At 72.4% G+C, this 24,468-nt stretch carries 19 protein-coding genes; 6 read left to right on the top strand and 13 right to left on the bottom strand.

Annotated elements, in window-relative coordinates; genetic code table 11:
• Nucleotides 1-10 precede the first annotated feature (10 nt).
• From ACF1DX_RS26080 to ACF1DX_RS26060, 5 genes are all read right to left on the bottom strand, one after another.
• The gene (locus ACF1DX_RS26080) at nt 11-3,022 is read right to left on the bottom strand and encodes a family 16 glycoside hydrolase (protein ID WP_391793564.1); all 3,012 of its coding nucleotides are present in this window, start codon (nt 3,020-3,022) and stop codon (nt 11-13) included.
• A 189-nt stretch (nt 3,023-3,211) separates the two neighbouring features.
• A complete protein-coding gene (locus tag ACF1DX_RS26075; RefSeq protein ID WP_391793563.1) occupies nt 3,212-3,955 on the bottom strand; it encodes a class I SAM-dependent DNA methyltransferase in 744 nt (247 codons plus the stop codon).
• Nucleotides 3,956-4,001: 46 nt separating this feature from the next.
• Nucleotides 4,002-4,814, bottom strand: a complete 813-nt coding sequence (locus ACF1DX_RS26070) for an SAM-dependent methyltransferase (protein ID WP_391793562.1) — start codon at nt 4,812-4,814, stop codon at nt 4,002-4,004.
• Nucleotides 4,815-5,414: 600 nt separating this feature from the next.
• On the bottom strand, nt 5,415-8,789 hold the full coding sequence (locus tag ACF1DX_RS26065; RefSeq protein ID WP_391793561.1) for a pyruvate carboxylase: 3,375 nt from the start codon (nt 8,787-8,789) through the stop codon (nt 5,415-5,417).
• Nucleotides 8,790-8,980: 191 nt separating this feature from the next.
• Nucleotides 8,981-9,826, bottom strand: a complete 846-nt coding sequence (locus tag ACF1DX_RS26060; RefSeq protein WP_391793560.1) for an SDR family oxidoreductase — start codon at nt 9,824-9,826, stop codon at nt 8,981-8,983.
• A 94-nt stretch (nt 9,827-9,920) separates the two neighbouring features.
• On the opposite strand from ACF1DX_RS26060, the gene ACF1DX_RS26055 reads away from it, so the two are divergent.
• The gene (locus tag ACF1DX_RS26055) at nt 9,921-10,313 is read left to right on the top strand and encodes a winged helix-turn-helix transcriptional regulator (RefSeq protein WP_391793559.1); all 393 of its coding nucleotides are present in this window, start codon (nt 9,921-9,923) and stop codon (nt 10,311-10,313) included.
• Nucleotides 10,314-10,323: 10 nt separating this feature from the next.
• Here ACF1DX_RS26055 and ACF1DX_RS26050 read toward each other — a convergent pair whose 3' ends face one another.
• Complete coding sequence (locus ACF1DX_RS26050) at nt 10,324-10,650, bottom strand: nuclear transport factor 2 family protein (protein WP_391793558.1); 327 nt, start codon at nt 10,648-10,650, stop codon at nt 10,324-10,326.
• 127 nt (nt 10,651-10,777) lie between these two features.
• On the opposite strand from ACF1DX_RS26050, the gene ACF1DX_RS26045 reads away from it, so the two are divergent.
• Nucleotides 10,778-11,323 (top strand): DoxX family protein, encoded by a 546-nt coding sequence (locus ACF1DX_RS26045; RefSeq protein ID WP_391793557.1) that lies wholly within the window; start codon nt 10,778-10,780, stop codon nt 11,321-11,323.
• Nucleotides 11,324-11,341: 18 nt separating this feature from the next.
• On the opposite strand, the gene ACF1DX_RS26040 is transcribed toward ACF1DX_RS26045, so the two are convergent.
• Complete coding sequence (locus ACF1DX_RS26040; protein WP_391793556.1) at nt 11,342-11,713, bottom strand: winged helix-turn-helix transcriptional regulator; 372 nt, start codon at nt 11,711-11,713, stop codon at nt 11,342-11,344.
• Nucleotides 11,714-11,843: 130 nt separating this feature from the next.
• Between ACF1DX_RS26040 and ACF1DX_RS26035 the strand changes: the two genes are divergently transcribed.
• On the top strand, nt 11,844-12,494 hold the full coding sequence (locus ACF1DX_RS26035; RefSeq protein ID WP_391793555.1) for an FMN-dependent NADH-azoreductase: 651 nt from the start codon (nt 11,844-11,846) through the stop codon (nt 12,492-12,494).
• Between the two features lie 134 nt (nt 12,495-12,628).
• Here ACF1DX_RS26035 and ACF1DX_RS26030 read toward each other — a convergent pair whose 3' ends face one another.
• On the bottom strand, nt 12,629-12,823 hold the full coding sequence (locus tag ACF1DX_RS26030) for a hypothetical protein (protein WP_391793554.1): 195 nt from the start codon (nt 12,821-12,823) through the stop codon (nt 12,629-12,631).
• A gap of 214 nt (nt 12,824-13,037) precedes the next feature.
• Here ACF1DX_RS26030 and ACF1DX_RS26025 point away from each other — a divergent pair, with 214 nt between their 5' ends.
• Both ACF1DX_RS26025 and ACF1DX_RS26020 read left to right on the top strand, forming a co-directional pair.
• Nucleotides 13,038-14,594 carry a von Willebrand factor type A domain-containing protein gene (locus ACF1DX_RS26025; RefSeq protein WP_391793553.1) on the top strand — a complete coding sequence of 519 codons (1,557 nt, stop codon included), beginning with the start codon at nt 13,038-13,040 and terminating at the stop codon, nt 14,592-14,594.
• Between the two features lie 87 nt (nt 14,595-14,681).
• Nucleotides 14,682-16,598, top strand: a complete 1,917-nt coding sequence (locus ACF1DX_RS26020) for an AMP-dependent synthetase/ligase (RefSeq protein ID WP_391793552.1) — start codon at nt 14,682-14,684, stop codon at nt 16,596-16,598.
• Here ACF1DX_RS26020 and ACF1DX_RS26015 read toward each other — a convergent pair.
• The 3 genes from ACF1DX_RS26015 to ACF1DX_RS26005 are packed head-to-tail and all read right to left on the bottom strand — an operon-like array spanning nt 16,540 to nt 19,486.
• On the bottom strand, nt 16,540-17,133 hold the full coding sequence (locus ACF1DX_RS26015; protein ID WP_391793551.1) for a DUF1990 family protein: 594 nt from the start codon (nt 17,131-17,133) through the stop codon (nt 16,540-16,542). The genes ACF1DX_RS26020 and ACF1DX_RS26015 overlap by 59 nt on opposite strands.
• Nucleotides 17,126-18,349, bottom strand: a complete 1,224-nt coding sequence (locus ACF1DX_RS26010; RefSeq protein WP_391793550.1) for a cysteine desulfurase-like protein — start codon at nt 18,347-18,349, stop codon at nt 17,126-17,128. The genes ACF1DX_RS26015 and ACF1DX_RS26010 overlap by 8 nt, the downstream gene beginning before the upstream one ends.
• A gap of 39 nt (nt 18,350-18,388) precedes the next feature.
• A complete protein-coding gene (locus ACF1DX_RS26005) occupies nt 18,389-19,486 on the bottom strand; it encodes an AI-2E family transporter (RefSeq protein ID WP_391793549.1) in 1,098 nt (365 codons plus the stop codon).
• 122 nt (nt 19,487-19,608) lie between these two features.
• On the opposite strand from ACF1DX_RS26005, the gene ACF1DX_RS26000 reads away from it, so the two are divergent.
• Entirely contained in the window at nt 19,609-22,230 is a 2,622-nt protein-coding gene (locus tag ACF1DX_RS26000) for a SpoIIE family protein phosphatase (protein WP_391793548.1), read from the top strand.
• Nucleotides 22,231-22,290: 60 nt separating this feature from the next.
• Here ACF1DX_RS26000 and ACF1DX_RS25995 read toward each other — a convergent pair whose 3' ends face one another.
• Both ACF1DX_RS25995 and ACF1DX_RS25990 read right to left on the bottom strand, forming a co-directional pair.
• Nucleotides 22,291-23,496: a glycoside hydrolase family 64 protein gene (locus ACF1DX_RS25995; RefSeq protein ID WP_391793547.1), complete on the bottom strand. Its 1,206-nt coding sequence runs from the start codon at nt 23,494-23,496 to the stop codon at nt 22,291-22,293.
• A gap of 124 nt (nt 23,497-23,620) precedes the next feature.
• Nucleotides 23,621-24,394 (bottom strand): aminotransferase class IV, encoded by a 774-nt coding sequence (locus ACF1DX_RS25990; RefSeq protein ID WP_391793546.1) that lies wholly within the window; start codon nt 24,392-24,394, stop codon nt 23,621-23,623.
• Nucleotides 24,395-24,468 lie beyond the last annotated feature (74 nt).

Below are 24,468 nucleotides of genomic sequence, written 5' to 3'. Positions count from 1 at the left end.
CCGTCGCGCGCTAGCTCAGCGGCTCGATACGGATGTTGCGGTAACGGACCTTGTTGCCGTGGTCCTGCAGCCGGATGGCTCCGGCCGCGGGGCCCTCGGCGATTCCGCCTCCCGTCGGACTGTCGATGGTCACGTCGTCGTGGATCTTCTTGCCGTTCCACACCACGGTGACCCGCGCGTCCGACGTCTTGTTCCCTTCGGCGTCGTAGCGCGCCGCGTGGAAGACGATGTCGTACGACTGCCAGGTCTCGGGGGCCTTGGCGGCGTTCACATCGGGGGCCTTCTTCAGGTAGATCGCCCCCGCTTCGTTGGTGTCGAGTGTGGTGTCGCCGTAGGAGTCCAGGACCTGGAGCTCATAGCGGTCCTGGAGGTAGACGCCGCTGTTGGCGCGGTCCTGGCCCGTCACGTCCGGGGGGAGCTGGGGCAGCCAGTACTCCACGTGCAGCTTGAAGTCGTCGTAGCTGTTCTTGGTGCGGATGTCCCCGCAGCAGACCTCCATCGCACCGTCGGTGACCGGCCACTCGACCGGGCGTCCGTCGGTGTGCTGCCACCGGTCCAGGCCGTCACCATCGAACAGGTCGATCGACCTGCCGTGCCGGTCGACGCTGAGGAGGTCGAGGTTGACGTGGCCGGTGTCGCCCTCGTCGTACCGGTAGGCGACGCTGTTGTGCCCGGCCCGCAGTCTCAGGGCCTCGGTCTGCGTCGACCAGGTGTCCCAGTCACCGGTGCTGCGGAACTCGCTCTGCTTCACCTTCTTGCCGTTGACGTACAGGGAGAGGGACTTGGTGCCCCGGAAGGGGTCCGGGCCGTTGGAGTAGCGCAGCCCCAGGTCGTACGTTCCGCTCCGGTCCACCTCGACGTCGAAGGTCGTCGTGGCGCCCTGGGTGCCGTACCGGTCGACGAAGCCGCTGCCGGAGTAGCCCCGGTGGTCGGTGTTGATGCCGGCCGCGCCGGTGAGGGCCGCCTCCTCGGCCTCGTACAGCGGGCCCTGTTCGGGCTGCTTGCCGGGCACGGCGTTGAGCGTGTACCAGGCTTCCGTGCTCCACAGGGTCTCGCCGGACGCCGAGCTGAACGGGCGCGGGGAGCGGAGGTGGACGACGCGGCCCGGCTTGAGCCCCTCGACGGCCAGGGTCACCTTCTTGCGGTCGCGCGACAGCTCGGCCGACGTCACCTTCAGGGTCTCCTCGGCGATCTTGGGACCGCCGTAGTCGCGCGTCGGGGTGTAGCGCCACTGCTGGGCCTCGTAGTGGCTGACAAGGTTGTCAGCGGTCTCCTGGGACAGCGGCTGGGTGTACTCCAGCTCGAAGCCGCCCTTCTTCACCCGCATGGCCTGGATGTCGAAGGTGTTGCCGCCGTTCGGCGTCAGCTTCTGGAGGCCGTACCTGAGCTTGCCCTCCTGGCCCCAGTTGCCGTCCGCTCCCAGACCGCCCGCGTAGATCGCGCCGTCGGGGCCCATGGTGATCCGGTTGACGCCGGCTTCGAGGCCCTGGGTGAAGCGGAAGACCGCGCCCTGGTACTGGCCCTTGACCTTCTCCAGGTAGGCGCGCTGGAGACCGCCGTAGGTGACGTCGCCGAACAGCATCTGCCCCTTGAACCTGCCCTTGGTCAGGTAGAGCGGTGTGCTGGGCGAGTTGGCGATCTCGTTCTGCGGGAGCCAGAGCACCGGCTGGGTCACCGGCTCGGAGTCGAAGGGGCCCGCGGGGTTGGTGTAGTGGTTGAAGAAGCGGTCCTGCTTGATGTGGACCAGCTTCGACGAGGGGAGCCAGCCGCCCTGGTTGTCGGTGGCGAAGATGTCACCGCCGGGGCCCCAGCCGATGCCGTTCGGGGTGCGCAGGCCGCCGGCGAGGTAACTCACCTTGCCGGTCTTCTTGTTGACCTTGATGGTCGCGCCCCGGCCCGGTGCGGGCTGCGGGTCCGTGGTGGCGCCGCCGTAGTTGATGGCGACGGACAGGTTCAGATAGAAGTAGCCCTTGCTGTACAGCAGTCCGAAGGCGAACTCGTGGAAGTTGCCGCCGTAGGGCCAGGTGGCGATGGTCTTGAACTCGTCCATGACGCCGTCGCCGTCGCTGTCGCCCAGCTCCGTCAGTTCGTGCTTCTGGGAGACGAAGATGGTGCCGTCGACGACCTTGAGGCCCATCGGTTCCTTGAGGCCCTCGGCGATCTTCGTGGCCTTCACCTTGTCCGGGCCGGTGGTGCCGGTGACCTCGTCCATGACGTAGACCTCGCCGGCGGTGTTGTCGGTGCCGCCCCAGGTGCTCACCACCAGTCGGCCGTCGGGCAGCCAGTCCATGCCGGTGACCTGCGGCTGGAAGCCCTCGGGGCGCAGGTCGGTGAGGGTGTGGTCGGGGCGCACCGAGTTCAGCGGGAGGCCGTCGCCCGGCGAGTCCCGGAAGCCCTCGCACTCCTTGCGGCCCGGGGCCGTGACGCGGACCACGCCGGCGTCGGTGCTCAGCGCCGAGTTCGGCACCGTCGCGAATCCCTCGGCGCCCGGCGGCTGCCAGGCGAGGTTGAGCACCTGATCGCCGCCGCGCTCGAAGTGGTCGATGCGCAACGAGTGGATGCCCTCGGTGAGCTGGACCGTGCCGTCCTTGGGTTCGGCACCGTGCAGCCCGTCGTGGTCGATGACCAGCCGGTCGTCGATCAGCAGCCGTGAGCCGTCGTCGCTGGACAGCCGGAAGGTGTACGAACCGTCGGCCGGCGCATGGACGTTGCCGGTGACCTGGGTGACGAAGTTGTCGTTGAATCCGCCGAAGTCGTCGGTCGTGCTCCAGTCGACGGCCGGCATCAACTTGTCGACGTTGGGGGTCTGTCCGGGCTTGAGCGTGCAGATCTTGTCGAGCGGGACCTGGACGTCGAAGACGCGCAGGGTGACCCCGGGCTCCTGGGGCGGCACGTCCGCCTGCGCCGCGGAGCCCGGCCGTGCCGTCGCCAGGGGGGCTCCCCAGAGCCCGCCCGCGACGAACGCGCCGACGACCAGTCCTGTCAGGGATCTTCGGGCGCGCCGGTACAGCCGTGCGTCCATGCTTCCTCCTGCTGTGTCGACCGGAGGGCCGGATGACTCCGGTGCCGAGTGGCGAAACGCCAGCGGTTGCGGCGACACGCTAGGAGACTTCTGCTCAACTCGTCCAGACTTTGTACTCGATGAGTTCAAAGTCCTTCCGGTGGGCAGTATTCATCGATGTAATGGGTGCGCTGTGGAACCGGTGCGCGGTTACGGCGCGGTCGGGAGGCGGTAGACGGAGACGTGGGAGCGCGACTCGGCGGTGAACGCGGCGCCGTCCCAGTCCGCGTGCCTGGATTCCAGCTCGAAACCGGCCAGCCGGGCCATGAGGTCGAGTTCGGCCGGCCAGATGTAGCGGTGCGGGCTGCGGAACAGCTCCGCCCGCCGGCTGTCGTTGAAGTGGAAGTGGTGCGACACGATGTGCTGGCGCAGGGTGTCGTAGGTGTCCAGGCCGATGTACCCGGACTCGGAGTGCCAGACCGTGGCCGTCCGGCCCGGTGGGAGCTCGCGCAGTTCGGGGACCCAGAGTTCGATCACGAACCGCCCGCCGGGGACGAGGTGGCGGGCGGCGTTGCGGAAGCACTCGACCTGCTCGTCCTGGGTGAGCAGATTGGAGATGGTGTTGAAGACGAGGTAGACCAGGGTGTACTCACCGGGGGCGGCCGTGGTCGCCATGTCCCCGATGATCACGGGGATCGTCGCCTCGTCGGCCTTGGTGCGCAGTCGCTCCACCATCGGCGGGGACAACTCGATGCCGGTGACGGGTACTCCGCGCCCCGCGAGCGGAACGGCCACCCGGCCCGTGCCGATGGCGAACTCGAGCGCCGCCCCGCCCTCGGCGAGCCGGGCGAGGCGGTCCACGGTCGGCTCCAGCACCTCGGGCGCGAACATCCCGGTGCCGGGCGTGTCATAGCGCCGGGCGACGTCGGCGTCCCAGATGTCCTCTTGTTCCATTCCGTCAACGCTCGCCGCCGGAACCGGTGTTGTCCAGCGAATTACGTCACGGCTTGCGGGCGAGACCGCCGTGCTCGCCGATGGGTTCCGGGGCGGGGGTGTCGCTGTCCGGGCGCCACAGCGGGACGGAGACGACGCCGGGATCGACGAGGTCCAGGCCCTCGAAGTACGCCGTGATCTGGTCGACGGTGCGCAGGTTGTAGGGCACGGCGCCGCTCTCGTTGTAGGCGTCCTGGGCCCGCTCGAAGACGGGGTCGACGCCCCGCGAGCCGTCGTTGACGGAGAGGTAGCTGCCGGACGGCAGCGCGGCCATCAGCCGGGTGACAATGGAACGCGCCTGGTCGTAGTCGGCTATGTGGCCCAGGATGTTGCTGAGGATGAGAGCGGTGGGACGCTTGAAGTCCAGCGTCTGCGCGGCGACCTCCAGGATGCGGTCGGGGTCCAGTACGTCGGCGTCCACGTACGCGGTCGCCCCCTGCGGGGCGGAGTAGAGCAGGGCGCGGGCGTGGGCCAGGACCATCGGGTCGTTGTCGACGTAGACGATCCGGGACTCGGGGGCGATCCGCTGGGCGACCTGGTGGGTGTTGTCGGCCGTCGGCAGTCCGGTCCCGATGTCCAGGAACTGCCGGATGCCCGCCTCACCGGCCAGGTAGGTGATGTTGCGGCGCAGGAAGGCACGGCTGCTGCGGGCGATGGTGACGATCCCGGGGAAGACGGCGGTGTAGGCGTCGCCGGCCTCCTCGTCGACGGGGTAGTTGTCCTTCCCGCCCAGCCAGTAGTTCCAGATCCGGGCCGAGTGCGGCACCGAGGTGTCGATCTTCTGCTGCGCTGATCCGGGCGCCGCGGCAGGGTCGGTCATGCGTACCGTCCGTAGTCGTTCGAGGGCTGTTTTGGCCAACGCATAATCTACGGTTCCACAGCTCGCCGGCGCGGGCTTGTTCGGCAGAGACACCGGGCGACTTCACGTCGCGCGGTCTGCGGAACGGGCCGGGTTCACCGCCGCGCCGCGCGGTCCGGTGGCCACTGATTCCTCGCCCCCGCCGTCCCTTCCCTCCCCCACTCCCGGCTTCGCTCGAGCGGGGAACCCCCATCGTCCTCAAGGGGCGCTGCCCCTTTGACCCCGGACGCGCGGGTGGGTGGTTGTTCGCGCAGTTCCCCGCGCCCCTTCAGGGGCGCGGGGAACTGCGCATGGGGGTCTGGGGGCGAAGCCCCCAGGGACGGTGGGGGTACCTCCCGCTCGAGCGAAGCCGGGAGTGGGGGGAGGGAAAGGGCGGCGGAGGCGATGACCGCCTCTGGCAGCAGACGGACGGCGGGAGCACCCTGCTGACCCTGCGGGTCGCCTCGGCGGCCCGATCCGCCCAGCAGGGCGGGTCCAGCCGGCCAAAAGGGCGGTCGAGGTGCAGCAGTCGGTGCACGGCGCCGTTCTCCGTGCACCGGAACAGCCGAGCCGGCTCCCCGCTCAGCCGAGTTCCACCAGCAGGTCGCCGCCCTCCACCTGCTGGACGCGGTTGATGGCCAGCCGGGCGACCGTGCCGGACTTCGGGGCGGTGATCGCGGCCTCCATCTTCATCGCCTCGATCGTGGCCACCGTGGCGCCGGCCGCCACCTCGTCGCCCTCGGCGACCGCGAGGGTCACCACACCGGCGAACGGGGCCGCGACATGGCCGGGGTCGCCGCGGTCGGCCTTCTCGGTGGCCGGGACGTCGGAGGCCGCCGCCCGGTCGCGGACCTGGATCGGCCGCAACTGGCCGTTCAGGGTGGACATCACGGTGCGCATGCCCCGCTCGTCGGCGTCGCCCACCGCCTGCAGCTCGATGAGCAGCCGCACACCGGGGTCGAGGTCGACGCTGTACTCCGTACCGGGGCGCAGCCCGTAGAAGAAGTCCTTGCTGTCCAGGACGCTGGTGTCGCCGAAGGACTGGCGGTGCGTCTCGAACTCCCGGGTGGGGCCGGGGAAGAGGAGGCGGTTGAGGGTCGGCCGGCGGTCCTTCGCCAGGCCGGCGCGGTCGTCGGCGGTCAGCTCCTGTACCGGCTTGGGTTCGGCGCGGCCCCGCAGGGCCTTGCTGCGGAACGGCTCGGGCCAGCCGCCGGGCGGGGTGCCCAGCTCGCCGCGCAGGAAGCCGATGACGGAGTCCGGGATGTCGAACCGGTCCGGCTCCTCCTCGAAGTCCTCCGGGGAGACGCCCGCGCCCACCAGGTGCAGGGCCAGGTCGCCGACCACCTTCGACGAGGGGGTGACCTTCACCAGGCGGCCGAGCATCCGGTCGGCGGCGGCGTACATCGCCTCGATGTCCTCGAAGCGGTCGCCGAGACCCAGCGCGATCGCCTGGGTGCGCAGGTTGGAGAGCTGCCCGCCGGGGATCTCGTGGTGGTAGACGCGGCCGGTCGGCGAGGCCAGGCCGGCCTCGAAGGGGGCGTAGACCCTGCGGACGCTCTCCCAGTAGGGCTCCAGGTCGCCGACGGCCGTCAGGTCCAGTCCGGTGGGGCGCTCGGAGTGGTCGGTCGCGGCGACGATCGCCGACAGGGAGGGCTGGGAGGTGGTGCCCGCCATGGAGGCCACGGCTCCGTCGACCGCGTCCGCGCCGGCCTGGATCGCGGCGAGGTAGGTGGCGAGCTGGCCGCCTGCGGTGTCGTGGGTGTGCAGGTGGACCGGCAGGTCGAACTCCCGGCGCAGGGCCGACACGAGGGTCGCCGCGGCGGGGGCCCGCAGCAGTCCGGCCATGTCCTTGACGGCCAGGACGTGCGCGCCCGCCTCGACGATCCGCTCGGCCAGGCGCAGGTAGTAGTCGAGGGTGTAGAGCCGTTCGGACGGGTCGGACAGGTCGGCGGTGTAGCACAGGGCCACCTCGGCGACGGCCGTGCCGGTCTCGCGTACGGCGTCGATGGCGGGCCGCATCTGCGAGACGTCGTTGAGCGCGTCGAAGACGCGGAAGATGTCGATGCCGGTCGCCGCCGCCTCCTGCACGAAGGCGTCGGTCACCTCGGTCGGGTACGGGGTGTAGCCGACGGTGTTGCGGCCGCGCAGCAGCATCTGGAGGCAGATGTTGGGCACGGCCTCCCGCAGCGCGGCCAGCCGCTCCCAGGGGTCCTCGGCGAGGAAGCGCAGGGCGACGTCGTACGTGGCGCCGCCCCAGCACTCCAGGGAGAGCAGCTGGGGCAGGGTGCGCGCCACCACGGGGGCGACGGCGAGCAGGTCCTTGGTGCGGACGCGGGTGGCGAGCAGCGACTGGTGGGCGTCGCGGAAGGTGGTGTCGGTGACGCCGGTGGCCGGCGCGTCGCGCAGCCGGCGGGCGAAGCCGTCGGGGCCGAGTTCGGCGAGCCGCTGCCGGGAGCCGGCCGGCGGTTCACCGGCGGGCAGCGGCGGCAGCTTGGTGAGCGGGTCGATGAGCCGGGGCCGCTCGCCGTGCGGCTTGTTCACCGTGACGTCGGCGAGGTAGGTGAGCAGCTTGGTGCCGCGGTCGGCGGAGTGGCGGGCGGTGAGCAGCTCCGGGCGCTGCTCGATGAAGGACGTGGTGACGTGTCCGGCCTGGAAGTCCGGATCGTCCAGGACCGCCTGCAGGAAGGGGATGTTGGTGGCGACGCCGCGGATACGGAACTCGGCCACCGCTCGCCGGGCCCGGCCCACCGCGGCGCCGAAGTCCCGGCCCCGGCAGGTGAGTTTCACCAGCATCGAGTCGAAGTGGGCGCTGATCTCCGTACCGGCGTGGGTGGTTCCGCCGTCCAGGCGGATGCCGGAGCCGCCGGGCGAGCGGTAGGCGCTGATCCGGCCGGTGTCGGGGCGGAAGCCGTTGGCGGGGTCCTCGGTGGTGATACGGCACTGCAGCGCGGCGCCGCGCAGGGTGACGGTCTCCTGGGACAGGCCGAGGTCGGCGAGCGTCTCGCCGGCGGCGATGCGCAGCTGTGCCTGCACCAGGTCGACGTCGGTGACCTCCTCGGTGACCGTGTGCTCGACCTGGATGCGCGGGTTCATCTCGATGAAGACGTGGTTGCCGTCCCGGTCGAGGAGGAACTCCACCGTGCCGGCGTTGCGGTAGCCGATCCGCCGGGCGAAGTTCACCGCGTCGGCGCAGATGCGGTCGCGCAGTTCCGGGTCGAGGTTGGGCGCGGGCGCGAGTTCGATCACCTTCTGGTGGCGGCGCTGCACCGAGCAGTCCCGCTCGAACAGGTGGATGACGTCGCCCTGTCCGTCGGCGAGGATCTGCACCTCGATGTGGCGGGGTTCGAGGACGGCCTTCTCCAGGAACACCGTGGGGTCGCCGAACGCGGACGCCGCCTCCCGGGAGGCCGCCTCGACGGCCTCTCTGAGCCGGTCGGGGTCCTCGACGCGGCGCATGCCGCGTCCGCCGCCGCCGGCGACCGCCTTGACGAACACGGGGAAGCCGATGCCGTCGGCGGCACGGACGAGTTCGTCGACGTCGGTGGAGGGCGCCGAGGAGCCGAGCACCGGTACGCCGGCCTCGCGGGCGGCGGCCACGGCGCGCGCCTTGTTGCCGGTCAGTTCCAGGATGTCGGCGCCGGGTCCGACGAAGGTGATGCCGGCCTCTTCGCAGGCCCTGGCCAGTTCGGGGTTCTCGGACAGGAATCCGTAGCCCGGGTAGACGGCGTCGGCGTCCGCGCGGCGTGCGGCGCGGACGATCTCCTCGACGGAGAGGTAGGCCCGCACCGGATGTCCCGGCTCGCCGATCTCGTACGCCTCGTCGGCCTTCAGGCGGTGCAGCGAGTTGCGGTCCTCGTGCGGGAAGACGGCGACGGTTCGGGCGCCCAGTTCGTAGCCCGCGCGGAACGCACGGATCGCGATCTCGCCGCGGTTGGCGACCAGCACCTTGCGGAACATTCTCGATCCCTTCAGCCTGCCGGTGACAAGGACCATCGTGTCGGTGGCGGGTCCGGTACGCCATGTGAGCCGAGCCACTCACCTCCGGCCCGTCGGCGGTGTGAGGGGCCGTGGAGGGAACGTCTCCCCTTCACGGCCCTCCACCACTCTCCGTGACCCCTCACCGCGCCGGCGTCCGGCGCCCGCCGGTCCTACCGGAACAGCGCGGCGTGGCGTCGTGCCCAGTCGGCGAAGGTGCGCGGCGAACGGCCGGTGACGTCCTCGACGCCGAGGCCGGACCGGAGTTCCCCGGGGGTGGGGGCGCCCAGGATGTCGAGCGTGGTGTCGACCACCTCCTCGGGCATGAACTGCCGCATCTGCGCCCGGGCCTCGTCCCGGGTCTGCCCCACGAAGCGCACCGGTTCGCCGACCGCCTCGCCGATCGCCTCGGCCCGCTGCCGGGGCGTGGTGAGGGCGGGGCCGGTCAACTCGTAGGCGCGGCCGTGGTGTTCCGCCCCGCGCAAGGTCACCGCGGCCACATCGGCGATGTCGGCCGGGTCGATCGTGGGCAGGCCTACATCGCCGAACGGCGCGGCGACGGTCCGCCGGGTGCGCACCGCTTCGGCCCAGGCGAGGGCGTTGGAGTGGAAGCCGCCGGGGCGCAGGACCGTCCAGTCCAGGCCCGACTGCCGTACGGCGTCCTCGATGGCCCGCGCCACCCGGCCGTGCGACGCCGACTCCGGCCGGGTGACGACTCCCTGCGAGGACAGCAGGACGACGCGCCCGATTCCGGCGGTCTTGGCGGCATCGAGGATGCCGTGCGGGTCCAGCAGATGCGCACTGGCTCCGCCGTTCTGCAGGAACAGCGCGTCGGCGCCGGCGAAGACCTCGCGCAGACTGTCGGCGTCGGTGAGGTCCGCGCGCAGATGCCGTACACCCTCCGGTACGTCGGCGGCCGAGACCGCCCTGGAGGTGGCGGTCACCCGCTCACCGTCCGCCGCGAGGGTGCGGACGAGTTCCCGGCCTACGTTTCCGGTTGCCCCGGTCACCACGAACATGAACAACTCCCCTGTTGTCTCGGTGTGGTGAGGACGCTAACAGCGTCGATATAGTAGGTACCCAGAAGATAGTGACTATCCCGGAGGAGTGCGTATGGCGGGGAACGCGACACGGACGGCGGCCGCCGGGACCGACCCGGAACTCGCCTGCCCCGTCAGCCCGGTCGTGGACATCGTGTTCAGCCGGTGGACCACCCCGGTCCTGTGGACGCTGCACACGTACGGCCGGCAGCGCTTCGTCGAGCTGCAACGGCGGATCGGCGGCGTCACCCCGAAGGTGCTGACGCAGCGACTGCGGCAGTTGGAGCGCGACGGCCTGGTCGTGCGTACGTACCACCCGGAGGTTCCGCCCCGGGTCGAGTACGAGATCAGCGCGTTGGGCCTCAGCCTCGCGCCGCTCTTCGCGCACCTCTCCGAGTGGGCCGCGGCCCACCTGGGCGAGGTCGAGCGGGCCCGGCGGGCCTACGACGAGGGCCCCGCCCGGTAGCCCCGGACGGTCAGGCCTGGCCGGTCTCGAAGCGGGAGATGCGGCCGTCGTCGTCGACGGTGAAGGACCACCGGGTGCGCATCTCGCCCCAGGTGTCGTTGCTGTAGCGGGCGAGGAGGCGGCGGCCGCCGCCGGACTCGTTGTCGACCTCCAGGTGCCCGTGGGAGGAGAAGATCTCCCGGTCGATCCACTCGGCGAGATCGCGCTCGGAGCCGTCGTCCGCCATGGTCGCGCCGGGCGCCAGCAAGGACAGGAAACCGTCCCGGTCGTGGTTGTTGACGGCCGTGACGAAGGCGCGGACGGCGGGGTCGCTGAGACGGGTGCTCTGAATCGTCATGTCTGCCAGCGTCGTACCGGCCGCCGGAGCCCGCCACCCGCGTCACCCGAACGGCGACCGGTGGCGCGCCGGACCGGCGGTGGGGGTGCGACGGTGGTCGGGCCAAGCCACTGCCCCGGGAGACGACGTGACCTGTTACGACCGACGCGATCTGGGCCTGTTGCTGCTCCGGCTGGGAACGGGCGGGGTGCTCGCGGCGCACGGCGCGCAGAAGCTGTTCGGCTGGTTCGGCGGGGGCGGCCTCGAGGGCACCGGCCAGTTCATGGAGTCCATCGGCTATGTGCCCGGCCGGGCGAGCGCCACGGCGGCGGGCCTCGCCGAGGCCGGCGGGGGCGTGCTGCTCGCGCTCGGTCTGGCCACCCCGGCGGCGGGCGCCGCGGCGGCCGGCGCGATGGCCGGCGCGTCCGCCGTGCACGCGCCCAACGGCTTCTTCAACCAGGAGGGCGGCTTCGAGTACGCCGCGTCCCTGGGCCTGACGGCCGCCGGACTCGCCGTCACGGGTCCCGGCCGGCTCTCCCTGGACCACGCCCTCGGCCACGCGGTCAACCGGAACTGGATGATCCCGGCGGCCTTCGCGGTGACCGCGGCGGTCACGACGACGGCGGTGGGGGCGCGCGTCCGGCGGCTGCGGAAGGCCAAGGAGGGCGAGCAGGAGACGCTGTTCGAGGAGTAGCCCGCGAGGCCGGCGGCCTCAGCAGCCCGTCGGCTCCGTACAGGGCCCACCCTCGGGCAGATGCGTCTCGGCCCATTTGCCGAGTTCCCTGAGCGCGGGCCCCAGCGCCGCGCCCGACTCCGTCAGGCGGTAGGCGACCCGCAGCGGCGGCCCCTCGTCGACCTCGCGGACCAGGAGTCCCGCGGCGCCCAGTTCCGCCAGCCGGTCGGAGAGCATGCGCTCACTGATGCCGGGGACGGCCCGGCGCAGATCGGCGAAGTACGCCGGCTGCTCCACCAGCACGGCCACGATCGGGCCGGTCCAGCGCTTTCCGAGCAGTTGGAAGACGCGGGTGATGCCGCCGTCCACCTTCTTGCACGCCTCTGCCCCATGCTCCTGCTCGACCGCCATGCGTCCAGGGTACTACGCCCCCACAAGGGGGTGAAAAAAAGTAAGTACCTGTGTTATCTATAGTTGAGTACGAAACTTCAGCGGCGGCGTCGTGACACCCCCGCCCCCTCACCCATGGGAGAAACCCCTGATGGCCACCCTTCTGCACATCGACTCCTCCGTCCTCCCGGCGTCCGCCTCCGCGTCCCGCGCCGTGGCGGAGACCTTCCGCAAGACCTGGGAGGAGCAGCACCCCGAGGGCACCGTGATCTACCGCGACCTCGCCGCGAACCCCGTTCCGCACCTCACCGCCGACGCCCACACGGCGGGCTTCGCGGACCCCGCCGCGCACACTCCCGGGCAGGCCGCCGCCTTCGCCGGGCGTCTGGAGCTGATCGAGGAGTTCGAGCGGGCGGACGCGCTGCTGATCGGCGCCCCGATGTACAACTTCACGATCCCCTCCACGCTCAAGGCGTGGCTGGACAACGTGGTCCTGATGGGCCGCACCGCGGGCGAGAACCCCTCCGCCAAGGGCACCCCGGTCACCGTGATCGCCAGTCGCGGCGGCTCCTACGCGCCGGGCACCCCGCGCGAGGGCTACGAGTACGTCCAGAACTATCTGCGGGCGGTGCTGACCGACTTCCTCGGCCTCGACCTCGACTTCATCGTCCCGGAGCTGACCATGGCCGCGCAGAACCCGGCGATGGCCGAGCTGATCCCGCTCTTCGAGAGCTCCCGCGAGCGCGCCCACCACGACGCCGCCGTCAGGGCCAAGTCCCTCGCCGAGCGGCTGGCGGCGTAATCCGGCGCCGTGCCGCCCTCCGGGGAGGGCGGCACGTCCGCGGCCCGGCGGTCCGCGCGGCCGGCCGGCGCCGGACCGAGCTCGGCGGAGACGGTGCGGATGTGTGTGGACGGCGCCGTTCGGCGATCACCACGTCACCCGGCCATCAGCGCCGGCACATCCCGTTCACGCGGGCCGAGCCGCCGCGGCCGGGCGTCCGGACGGCTGCGGGTGAGCGGTCGGGCGACGGCCTCGGGGCCGATGGCGGTGCCGCCGTCCGCCGCCCGGTGCGGCGCGTCGGGGAACTCCCCGGCCCGGCTCGGCTGTCCGCCCGGCGCAGGACCCGGCATGACGTCCGTGGTCGCGCCGCTCGCCCAGGTCCGGCACGGTTCCGGCGGCGAGGACGCGGGACCGCGGGTCAACGGAGGATCACCTACCGGTCTCGGCGGGGCCGCTCCGTGCCCTCTTCGAGACTCACCCGCAACGCTCCGTACCGCACGTTCCGGCCCGCCGCGCCGTCACAGTCACTGAAGTCGATGTCAACCGACCGAGGGGACACGGACGATGAAGTGGCACGGGACACGGCGGCCGGCCGGAGCGCTGCTCGCGCTCGCGGCGGCGGGCTGCCTGCTGGTGGGCGGCTGCGGCGCGGGGAGCGACGGCGACTCCAGGACGAGCGACGCCTCCTACGACCGCGGAGGCGACGGCCCGGCGCCGCTGCCCGCCCCCGACCGGGGCCCGGGAGGACGGTACGACGGTGAACGGGGCGAGGGCGAGCAGGACTCCCGCGAGGCCGCCCCCGCTCCCGACCACCTGTCGACCTTCGCGCTGGACGTCGACACCGCCTCGTACGGCTACGCCCGCCGCACCCTCGCCGAGGGCCGGCTGCCCGATCCGTCGGCCGTCCGTCCCGAGGAGTTCGTCAACAGCTTCCGGCAGGACTACGAGCGTCCCGACGGTGACGGCTTCACGGTCACCGTGGACGGCGCCCGCACCGAGGAGGAGGACTGGTCGCTGGTCCGGGTGGGCCTGGCCACCAGGGCCGCCGATCCGGACGGTGAACGCCCGCCCGCCGCCCTGACGTTCGTCATCGACGTCTCGGGGTCGATGGCGGAACCGGGCCGCCTCGACCTCGCGCGGGACTCCCTCGCGACCATGACGGACCGGCTGCGCGACGACGACTCGGTGGCCGTCGTCACCTTCAGCGACGAGGCCGAGACCGTCCTGCCGATGACCCGGCTCGGCGGCAACCGGGGCGAGGTGCACGACGCCGTCGACAGCCTGGAGCCGACCGACTCCACCAACCTCGGGGCAGGTGTGGAGACCGGGTACGGGACCGCCGTCGAGGGGCTGCGCGAGGGCGCGACCAACCGGGTCGTGCTCGTCTCGGACGCCCTCGCCAACACCGGCGACACGGACGCCGACGCGATCCTCGAACGTATCGCGGAGTCCCGCCGCGAGCACGGCATCACCCTGTTCGGCGTCGGTGTCGGCAGCGACTACGGCGACGCGCTCATGGAGAGGCTCGCCGACGAGGGCGACGGCCACACGGTGTACGTGTCCGGCGAGGAGGACGCCCGCGAGGTGTTCTGCGAGCAACTTCCCCGCAACATCGAGCTGACGGCCCGTGACGCCAAGGCGCAGGTCGCCTTCGACCCGGAGACGGTCGCCGAGTTCCGGCTCGTCGGCTACGACAACCGGCGGGTCGCCGACGAGGACTTCCGTGACGACCGTGTGGACGGCGGCGAGGTCGGCCCCGGCCACACCGTGACCGCCCTGTACGCCGTGCGCACCCGGCCCGGGGCGGAGGGCCACCTCGCGACGGCCACCGTGCGCTGGCTCGACCCCGACAGCCGCACCCCGCACGAGGAGACGGGCGACCTGGAGGCCGACGGTCTCGCCGACTCCGTGTGGAGCGCGCGGCGCGGTCTGACGGTCACCGCGATCGCGGCCTGCTTCGCCGACGCCCTGCGCTCGTACGACCACCGCTACAGCGCGCTGCCGGGCGCCCCCGGCCTCGGTGAACTCTCCGAGCGGGCGGGCGACTTGGCGAACCGGACGGAGGACGAGGACATCCGCGGGCTGGCGGAGGCGATCCGCACGGCGAACCGACTGGGCTGACCCCGCCCATTGACTGATTCTTACGCACGGGTAAGTTGACTCCAGAGTAAGTAAGTACGGCAGCACCAGCCGCGACCGGGAGCCGTCATGGGCGTACACAGGGATCTGAAACGGGCGACACGACGCACGGGTCCGACGAACCGGACCGGGGTCGAGACCGTCAGGGACGGACACGGCGTCGTCCGTGAGGCCCGTACGGCGGCCCTGGCCCCGCGGCGGACCACCGGCAGCACGGCCGACATCCCGTTCGCCAACGCGGCCGAGGCCCCCGACGCGGTGGTGCTGCGGCGCGAGGAGCACGGCACCTGGCGCCCGGTGACGGCGGCGGCCTTCGCCCGGGAGGTCACCGCCGTGGCCAAGGGGCTGATCGCCGCCGGGCTTGAACCGGGCGACCGGGTCGCCGTGATGTCCCGTACGCGCTACGAGTGGACGGTCCTGGACTTCGCGATCTGGTCCGCCGGCGGCCGGGTCGTGCCGGTCTACCCCACCTCCTCGGCGGAGCAGGTGGAGTGGATCGTCCGTGACTCCGGCGCCCGGTACGTCGTCACGGAGACCGCGCGGAACACGGCCGCCGTCGCCGCCGGCACCGCCGCCCACCCGAAGCCCCCGCGCGTGTGGGAACTGGACACGGGCGCCCTCGCCGACCTCACGGCGCTCGGCCGGGACGTCTCCGACGAGGAGGTCACCGGGCGCCGTACGACCCTGACCCCCGACACCGTCGCGACCGTCTGCTACACCTCCGGCACCACCGGACGTCCCAAGGGCTGCGTCCTCACCCACGCCAACCTGTACGCCGAGGCCGCCAACACGGTCGAGCTGCTGCACCCGGTCTTCAAGGAGGTCACCGGCCAGGCCGCCTCGACCCTGCTCTTCCTCCCGCTCGCCCACATCCTCGGCCGCACCATCCAGATCGCCTGTCTGCTCGCCCGCATCGAGACCGGCCACTTCCCGAGCATCAAGCCCGACGAACTCCGGCCCGCGCTCAGGGCGTTCCGCCCGACGTTCCTGGTCGGCGTGCCCTACCTCTTCGAGAAGATCCACGACACCGGCCGGGCCACCGCCGAGAGGATCGGCCGGGGTGCCTCCTTCGAACGCGCCCACCGCGTCGCCGTCCGCTTCGGCGAGGCCCACCTCGACAGGTTCCTGGGCCGCGGCAAGGGGCCCGGCCCGGGGCTGTACGCCGCCTGGGCCCTGTACGACCTGCTGGTCTACCGCCGGGTCCGCAAGGAACTCGGCGGCCGGGTGCGCTACGCCATCAGCGGCGGCTCCCCGCTGGAGCGGGACCTCAACCTCTTCTTCTACGCGGCCGGCATCATGATCTACGAGGGCTACGGCCTGACCGAGACCACCGCCGCCGCCACCGTCGTCCCGCCGCTGGGCCCCCGCCCCGGCACGGTCGGCCTCCCGGTCCCCGGCACCGCGGTCCGCATCGCCGACGACGGCGAGGTGCGGATCAAGGGCGGCATCGTCTTCGGGTCGTACTGGAACGACCCGGCCGCCACCGACGAGGCGCTCGACGACGGCTGGTTCGCCACCGGCGACCTCGGTTCCCTCGACGGGGACGGCTATCTGACCATCACCGGCCGCAAGAAGGACATCCTCGTCACCTCCGGGGGCAAGAACGTCTCCCCGGCCGTCCTGGAGGACCGGCTGCGCAGCCGTCCGCCCGTCGGACAGTGCCTCGTCGTCGGCGACAACCGCCCCTTCGTGGCCGCGCTGATCACCCTCGACCCCGAGACGGTCGCCCACTGGCTGGCGGTGCGCAAACTGCCCGCCGGCACCCCGATGTCCGAGGTCGTCCGCGACCCGCGGATGCGCGCCGACGTGCAAAGGGCCGTCGACTACGCCAACGAGGCCGTCTCCCGCGCGGAGTCCATCCGCGCCTTCGCCCTGATCGAGGGCGAGTTCACCGAGGAGAACGGACTTCTGACGCCGTCCCTCAAGGTCAGGCGGCAGGCGGCGCAGGAGGCCTACGCGGACGAGATCGCGGCCCTGTACTCCTGACCTCCGTGTCCCGCAGGGCACGGAGGTAGCGCCCGCGGACGTGGAGCTGCGCCAGCAGGAGAACGGGGAAGAGCGGGCGCCAGGGGCCCGCCGGCGCCGCCCGGGTCAGGGAGCGCAGGGTCAGCAGGACCCGGCCGTCGGCCTCCCGGTGCACGATGAAGGCCTCCTCCCCGCTGACCGGGTGGCCCCGGCGGGTGCCGTAGGCGAAACCGCACCGGTCCCCGGTCTCCACCACGGCGACGACCTCGACCGGTTCCCGGACGACGCACCGGCCGAGGCCCGCCGTGACGGTGTACCGTCCGCGCATCCGCACGCCGAGGCCGCCCCCGTCGGCCGGGGCGACCGCGAAGCCACTGCGCCGTTTGACCTCCCACCGCAGCACCGCCTCCCTGGCGGCGGTCCAGACGTCCTCTCCCCGTCCGATCGTCACGGTCCTCTCGAACCGGCGGAACCCGGGCGGGGAGGCGGACCAGAGCGGGACCCGCGGGGCGGTGGCACCGCGGGGGCCGTAGGTGAGACCGCCGTCGTCACCCATGTGTGTCCGTCCTCCGTTCCAGGAAGTCGGACAGACCCGTCAGCAGCCGGTCGACGTCCTCGCCGCTGGTGTAGGGGGCCAGACCGACGCGGAGGCCGCCGGTGTCGCCGAGGCCGAGGTGGCGGGACGCCTCCAGTGCGTAGAAGCTGCCGGAGGGCGCGTGGACGCCGCGCCCGGCGAGGAAGCGGTAGGCGTCCTCGGTGCGGTGGCCGTCGAGGGTGAGCAGCAGGGTCGGGGTGCGCCGGGCCGCCCGGGAGTGGACGGTGACCTGGGGCAGGGCCGCCAGCCCCTTCTCCAGCCGGTCGCGCAGGACGCCCTCGTGTTCCTCGATCCTCTCGAACGCCGAGGCGAGCCGTTCCCGGCGGCTGCCGCCCGGCCCGGCGCCCAGTCCGGCCAGGAAGTCGACCGCCGCACGGGTGCCCGCGAGGAACTCGTAGGGCAGCGTGCCCAGTTCGAAGCGCTCGGGCACCACGTCCGTGGAGGGCAGCAGTTTGTCCGGGCGCAGTGTCTCCAGGAGTTCGGGGCGGGCGGCCAGGACACCGTGGTGGGGGCCGAGGAACTTGTACGGGGAGCAGACGAAGAAGTCCGCGCCGAGCGCCTCGACGTCGACCGGGGCGTGTGCGGCGTAGTGCACGCCGTCGACGTACAGCAGGGCGCCCGCCTCGTGCGTGATCCGCGCGATCTCGGCGATCGGGGGCATCGTGCCGATCAGGTTGGAGGCCGCGGTGACGGCCACCAGCCGGGTGCGATCGGAGAGTTGGGCACGGATGTGATCGGCGGTCAGTTCGCCGGTGGCCGGGTCGAAGTCCGCCCATCGGACGGTGCAGCCGGCCCGTTCGGCCGCCTGCGTCCAGGGGCGGATGTTGGCGTCGTGGTCCAGCCGGGTGACGACCACCTCGTCACCCGGTGACCAGGTCGCGGCGAGGGTGCGGGAGAAGTCGTAGGTGAGCTGGGTGGCGCTGCGGCCGAAGACGACGCCCGCCGGGTCGGCGCCCAGCAGGTCGGCCATGGCGCGCCGGGCCTCGACGACGACGGTCTCGGCGTTGCGCTCGCCGGGCAGGCCGTCGCCGCGGATCGAGAGCGGCCGGGACAGCGCGGCGGCGATCGCCTCGATGACGGGCAGCGGCGTCTGGGTGCCGCCGGGGCCGTCGAAGTGCGCGGTGCCGGCGGCCAGCGCGGGAATCCGGGCGCGCAGTGCGGTGAGGTCGTACGTCACGGGGGGGCCTCCTGTCGGTGCGGAAGGTGGGCGTGCCGGTCAGGCGGACGAGGCGTCGGCCGGCGGTGCGGGCGGCGGGTCGGAGAGCTGTTCGCGCAGATAGTTCCAGACGACCGCGATCAGCGCGGCCACCGGTACGGCGAGCAGGCTGCCGACGATGCCGGAGAGGCTGCCGCCCAGTGTCACCGCCAGCAGGACGACCGCCGCGTGCAGTCCGAGACCGCGGCTCTGGATCATGGGCTGGAACACGTTGCCCTCGAGCTGCTGCACCACGACGATGACGGCCAGCACGAGCAGCGCGTCCGTCAGGCCGTTGGACACCAGCGCGATCAGCACCGCGACGAAGCCGGCGAACAGGGCGCCCACGATGGGCACGAACGCGGACACGAAGGTCAGCACCGACAGCGGCAGCACCAGGGGGACGTCCAGGATCCACAGGCCCAGGCCGATCAGTACGGCGTCGATCAGGCCGACGAGCGCCTGGGACCGTACGAACGAGCCCAGGGTGAGCCAGCACCGCTCGGCGACGGCGGGCACGTCCGTGGCGAGCCGGCCGGGGAGCTGCCGGCCGAGCCACGGCAGGAAGCGCGGGCCGTCCTTGAGGAAGAAGAACATCAGGAAGAGCGCGAGGACGGCCGTGACCACACCGCTGAAGACGGTGCTCACGCCGGTGACGGCGGTGGTGGCGATGGCCCCGGCGCTGTCCTGGATGCGGGCGGTCGCGCTGTCGAAGGCACCGGCGATCTGGGCGTCGTCGATGTTCAGCGGCGGCCCCGCGGCCCATTCGCGCAGCTTCTGGACACCCTCGACGACACCGTCGGTCAGCTCGCCGGCCTCCGATGCCACGGGTACCGCGATCAGGGCCGCGGTGCCCGCGGCCACCAGCAGGAACAGCACGGTCACCAGGGAGGCGGCGAACGCGGGGGCCAGGCCGCGCCGGCGCAGGAAACGGGTCGGGGGCCAGGTGAGCGTGGTGAGGAGCAGACCGACCATCAGCGGCCAGACCACCGACCACATCCGGCCCAGCACCCACACCACCACCGCCGCCGCCACCAGGACCAGCAGCAGCTCACCGGAGACGCGCGCCGACGTGCGCAGCGCGGCGCGGGTTCTCCCCGCGTTCAACGTGGCAGACATGGAGGCACCTTATGGGGCCCGCCGGTCACGGTGATCGCCCGGGACCCGCCCGGGAGGACGTCCGGCGGGGTTCCACCGTGTCGGCCGGGGGACGTCCGGGGCCGGTGAGGCAGACTGAGGTCATGGCCGACCTCGATGCCCGCGGGACACCGTCGCGTCGGTTCCCTCCGGTGCCGGGGAGCGTGGCGGAGGCCCGGCGGTTCGTGCGGGCCGCCCTCGACGGTGCCGCACCGGACCTGGTGGACACGGCTCAGCTGCTGGTCAGTGAGCTGGTCACCAACGTCGTCCTGCACGCCCGCACCGAGGCCGAGGTGACGGCCCGCGTCGACGACGGCACGGTCCATGTGCGGGTCGGCGACCGCCGGCCGGACCGCGGGCTCGTGCCGCACGGATGCCCGCCCTACGCCGGTACGGGACAGGGTCTGCCGCTGGTCGCCGGGCTGTCGTCCCGGCGGGGCGTCGAGACCGGTGCCGGGGGCAAGACGGTGTGGTTCGAGCTGCGGCCCGAGGGACCGCCCCGGCGCCCGGACGGCTGGGAGCCCGCCGCGGCGCCTTCCGTCCCGGGAACGACGGTGACGCTGCTCGACGTGCCGGCGGCGCTCTACGCGGCGGCCCAGCAGCACCGGCACACCCTGCTGCGCGAGGTGACCCTGGCCGTCGCCGCCGGCCACGATCTCGGTGTGCCCCCGAAGGACCTGGCCGTCGCGCTGGACATGAGCCAGCTGATCACCGCGTCCGTGACGGCCGCGCTGCGGCGGGAGCCCTCCGGGCAGGCGATCCGCTCACTGCCCCTGTCGGTGCCGCCGGACGCCGAGCCGTCGGTGCAGACCCTGCGCGCGGTGCTCGACCTGGCCGAGGAGGGCGCCCGTGATGAGCGCCTGCTGACGCTCCCGGCGCTGCCGCGGCAGCGTCTCTTCCACCAGTGGCTGTTCGACCAGATCGTCGGACAGCTGGCGGGGGCGCCCCCCACGGCGTGGACGGTGGTGCCCGGGGATCCGGGCACCAGTCCCCCGGAACTGGTGGCGTGGGACGCCGGGCAGGTGCAGGCGAGCAGGACTCCGACGATCGCCGCCGACGAGCGGAACCGGATCATCGCGGCGAACGGGCCGGCGGCGGACCTGCTCGGCTGGCACGTGGACGACCTCGTCGGGCGTCCGCTCACCACCCTCGTCCCGGAACACCTCCGCAGACGGCACGTCGCGGCGTTCACGTCCCTGCTGCTCAGCGGGCAGCCCCGGATCCTGGGCCGCTCGGTGCCGCTGCCCGCGCTGCACCGCGACGGCCGGCTGGTCCCCGTACGACTGTTCATCCAGCCGCAGGAGACGGCCGACGGCCGTACCGTCTTCGTCGCCCAGCTCGCCCCGCGGGCGGCCGTTCCCGGCCCCTCCACGGACCTGCCCGGCCGCGCCCGCTCCCTGACACAGGAGGAACCGGAGCGGCTGCTCCCGCCGGCCGCCGGCGACCCCGGCCGGGACGCGGACCGGTCCGCGCTGGAGCGGCTGTCGCTGCTGGCCGACACATCGGCCGCGCTGAGCAACGCCCCGCACCTGGAAGAAGGGCTGGAGCGGGTGGGCCGGATCCTCACCCGGCGGCTGGCCGACTGGTGCGCGGTGGACCTGTTCACGGAGAGCGGCCAGGTGGAGCGGGTCTTCCTCACCCACCGCTCGCCCCGCGGTCCCCGGCCCGGGGAGTACGAGGGCCGGCTCCCGCCGGTGTCCGACGCCGCCCGCGGTCCCCTGGCCCGTGCGCTGCGCGGGGCGGGCCCGCTGCTGCTCACCGGGCCGCCGTCACCCAGCCAGGTCGCGAGTCCCCTGGACGCCCACTACCTGGGGCTGTTCCGGACCATGGGCGCGGACAGCGCGGTCGTCGCCCCGCTGCGGGCCCGCAGGCAGATCATCGGCGCCCTCACGGTGGCCCGCCGCGGACACGGGACGCCGTTCACGGAAGAGGATCTGCCGCTGGTCCACGACCTGGTGCGCGGTCTCGCCCTGGGCGTGGACAACCTCCGTCTCTACCAGGAGACGCGCAACATCGCCGAACGTCTCCAGCGGTCGCTGCTGCCGAGGCTGCCGGAGGTCGGTCATCTGCGGCTGGCCGCCCGCTACGCCTCCTCCTCCGCCACCGCGCAGGTCGGCGGTGACTGGTACGACGGCTTCCTCCTGCCCGACGGGAACACGGCGCTGGTCATCGGCGACGTCACCGGGCACGACCTGGACGCGGCCATCGCCATGAGCCAGCTGCGCAGCATGCTGCGGGGCATCGCCATGGACCGTCAGGAGCCGCCCGAGACCGTTCTGCGCCGCCTGGACATGGCGAGCCACAGCCTCTATCCCGAGTCCACCGCCACCTGTATCTATGCCCTGGTCAAGGGCCGTGGGGACGGCCCCTGGGAACTGATGCACTCCTCCGCCGGGCATCCGCCGCCGCTGCTCGTCGAACCGGACGGCCGCACCCGCTATCTGGAGGGCGGCTCGGGGCTGCTGCTCGGGGTGAACCCCCGGGTGTCCCGCCCCCGGGCCCGGGACGCGATCCCGGCGCACGCGACGGTGCTGCTGTACACCGACGGGCTGATCGAACGCCGGGGAGAGCACCTGGACGACGCCATGGAGCGGCTCCGCCGGCATGCCGCGGCGCTGGCCCGGGAGCCGCTCGACGTGTTCTGCGACGAGTTGCTCATCGGGCTGGGCGCCGACAGCGACGACGACATCGCCGTCCTGGCCGTGCGGCCCGTACCGCCGCGCTGACCGGTGTCCTGCGGTGGTCCGGTGGCGGCGCGTCCGGTCCGCGCGCCGCCACCGGCCCGGTCAGTTGAAGGAGTCGAGGGTCAGGGACGCCTCGCTCGGGTTGCCGTCGTGGACGAGCGACTCGTGGTTGCCGACGTCGTCGAAGGCGAAGGCGTACGCCTTGCCGTCGGCCATCTGCGCGTGGACGGCGCGGGCGTAGTGGTTGGTGACGGAGTCCTGGTAGAAGCCGCCGGAGCCGGAGTCGGGCTGGTTGGGGTTGGTCAGGAGCGTGGAGCGGTTGAAGCCCGCGCAGAGGGTGCGCGAAATGGGGCCGCGTACTTGGTCGTTCGGGGCGTCGAGCCTGCGGTGGCAGCCGAAGACGGAGGAGGCGTCCGGCTTCTGGAAGCTGGTGACGACGGCGCCCGAGCCGTTGGTGAAGTTCATGACGTCACCCGAGACCCGGCCGTAGTACTTGATGCCGGGCTGGTCGGTGAAGGGTGTGACCGTGAGGGTGGAGCCGGAGTACTTCTGCCAGACCCGGTTGATGTAGTCGTCCATGACCGACGCCGGCAGGGCGCCCGTCTCCAGTCCGTACAGCGGGGACAGTGCGCGCAGCACGGTGCCGTCGGAGCGGGTCTGGATCAGGTTGCCCCAGCCTCCGGACTGTCCCCTGAGGGTGTTGAGGACCGCGTTGTAGCCGCCGGGCTTGAGCCTGCCGGTGCTCGTCGTGCTGCCGTCGGCGCGCCGCACACCCACCGAGTAGGGCGCGGAGAACATGTCGACCTGGGTGCTGTTGAGCCACAGGCCCGAGTCGTTGAGCGTGTACTCGGACCAGTTGAAGAGGATGTTCCGGTTGGGGTCCGACGGGTTCTGCACGGCGGGCTGCACCAGTCCGCCGGTGGTCAGTCTGAACACGAGTCTCTGACCGTAGGAGAAGTAGATGCGGCCGGAGAACTTGGGGACGCGGATGATCGTGGACTGTCCCGCCGCCGGGCCCGTGATCGAGGCGTCGGGCGCGGGAGCGGGCGGGTTGCCGCCGGCCGGCCAGGGGTGGAAGGTGCCGCTCGCGTCGGCCCAGCCCTGTCTGCCGGTCGAGAGCTGGGTACCGAGGTTGTAGACGTACACCTGGTCGCCTCGGCCCGAGTTGTTGGTGATCTTGAGGGGGATGGTGTCCGGGACCGCCGCGTGGGCGGGGGCGGCCGTCCCCGCGGTGAGCAGTGAGCCGGCGATCACCGCGGCGATGGCCGTCCCCGCGGTGAGGATGCGGCGTCCGAGCAATCGGAGCATGCTCTGCCTCCGTTCGACTTCGTCGGTGGGGGGAAGGGAATGAGAGCGCTCTCAAGCGTTCCGTTTTGATGTACGCATGTCAACCATGTGGCGCGCACGCACCCCGGGGCGGGGTGCGTGCGGACTACAGCCTCTCGGCCGGGAGCGACGCGTAGCGTTCGGCGAGGCCGGTCACCGTGGGGTGATCGGCGGGGAACACGAGGTCGTCCACCTGGGTGACGGGGACCACCCCGACGGCGGCATTGGTCGCGAACACGGCCTCGCACGCGGCGAGTTCGGGCAACGTGACGCGGGCGCCCGTCCCGGTCCCGGCGCGGCGCAGGAGCTCGCGGGCGGTGCCCGCCAGGACCCGGCCGTCGGGCCAGACCACCCGGCCCTCACGGACGACGCCGACGTTCCAGGTACTGCCCTCCAGCACGGTCGAGTCGCCGTCCGTGAACAGGACGTCGTCGAAGCCGGCCCGCCGCGCCTCGCGCCGCAGCCGCAGCACGCCGAACAGTCCGACGCCCTTCACCTCCGGCAGGTCCCGGAGGTGGACGACGGACCGCACCCGCAGCGGCTCCGCCCCGGCGGCGGGCGCGGGCCTGGCCGTCACCAGCACCCGCGGGTCCGCGTCCTGCGCGATGTTGCCGAGGTGGAGGGCCGGGTCGAAGACGGTGATCCGTACGGTGCACCGGCCCGTGGCCGGCACCGCCCGGCGCGCCCAGGCCCGCACCTGTGCGAGGTCGAGCGGCGCGTCGAAGAGGACACGGCAGTCCCGGGCCAGACGGTCCAGGTGCAGTTCCGGTCCGCGGACCCGGCCGTCCTCGACCGCCATGGTGGTGAAGTGGCCGTAGTTGGTCAGGGCCAGGGTCCGCAGCGCCTCCGGGTCGGCGGGCGAGCCGTTCAGTTCGGTCATGGAGTCCACCGTGCCACCCGCCGGGGAGAGAGGTCACCCGTCGCCGCCCCGGCGGAGCGCGTGCCGGCCGACGG

Source organism: Streptomyces sp. NPDC014676, from assembly GCF_043084105.1.
Lineage (GTDB): Bacteria > Actinomycetota > Actinomycetes > Streptomycetales > Streptomycetaceae > Streptomyces.
This window is presented reverse-complemented; position numbering and strand designations above follow the sequence as displayed.

Coding starts and splice junctions, on each gene's coding strand:
- ACF1DX_RS26065 (WP_391793561.1), bottom strand. CDS start 8,789: ATGTTCCGCAAGGTGCTGGTCGCCAACCGCGGCGAGATCGCGATCCGT.
- ACF1DX_RS26050 (WP_391793558.1), bottom strand. CDS start 10,650: ATGACGATTCAGAGCACCCGTCTCAGCGACCCCGCCGTCCGCGCCTTC.
- ACF1DX_RS26055 (WP_391793559.1), top strand. CDS start 9,921: ATGGCGGGGAACGCGACACGGACGGCGGCCGCCGGGACCGACCCGGAA.
- ACF1DX_RS26025 (WP_391793553.1), top strand. CDS start 13,038: ATGAAGTGGCACGGGACACGGCGGCCGGCCGGAGCGCTGCTCGCGCTC.
- ACF1DX_RS26060 (WP_391793560.1), bottom strand. CDS start 9,826: ATGTTCGTGGTGACCGGGGCAACCGGAAACGTAGGCCGGGAACTCGTC.
- ACF1DX_RS26035 (WP_391793555.1), top strand. CDS start 11,844: ATGGCCACCCTTCTGCACATCGACTCCTCCGTCCTCCCGGCGTCCGCC.
- ACF1DX_RS26015 (WP_391793551.1), bottom strand. CDS start 17,133: ATGGGTGACGACGGCGGTCTCACCTACGGCCCCCGCGGTGCCACCGCC.
- ACF1DX_RS25995 (WP_391793547.1), bottom strand. CDS start 23,496: ATGCTCCGATTGCTCGGACGCCGCATCCTCACCGCGGGGACGGCCATC.
- ACF1DX_RS25990 (WP_391793546.1), bottom strand. CDS start 24,394: ATGACCGAACTGAACGGCTCGCCCGCCGACCCGGAGGCGCTGCGGACC.
- ACF1DX_RS26070 (WP_391793562.1), bottom strand. CDS start 4,814: ATGACCGACCCTGCCGCGGCGCCCGGATCAGCGCAGCAGAAGATCGAC.
- ACF1DX_RS26000 (WP_391793548.1), top strand. CDS start 19,609: ATGGCCGACCTCGATGCCCGCGGGACACCGTCGCGTCGGTTCCCTCCG.
- ACF1DX_RS26040 (WP_391793556.1), bottom strand. CDS start 11,713: ATGGCGGTCGAGCAGGAGCATGGGGCAGAGGCGTGCAAGAAGGTGGAC.
- ACF1DX_RS26020 (WP_391793552.1), top strand. CDS start 14,682: ATGGGCGTACACAGGGATCTGAAACGGGCGACACGACGCACGGGTCCG.
- ACF1DX_RS26075 (WP_391793563.1), bottom strand. CDS start 3,955: ATGGAACAAGAGGACATCTGGGACGCCGACGTCGCCCGGCGCTATGAC.
- ACF1DX_RS26080 (WP_391793564.1), bottom strand. CDS start 3,022: ATGGACGCACGGCTGTACCGGCGCGCCCGAAGATCCCTGACAGGACTG.
- ACF1DX_RS26030 (WP_391793554.1), bottom strand. CDS start 12,823: ATGCCGGGTCCTGCGCCGGGCGGACAGCCGAGCCGGGCCGGGGAGTTC.
- ACF1DX_RS26005 (WP_391793549.1), bottom strand. CDS start 19,486: ATGTCTGCCACGTTGAACGCGGGGAGAACCCGCGCCGCGCTGCGCACG.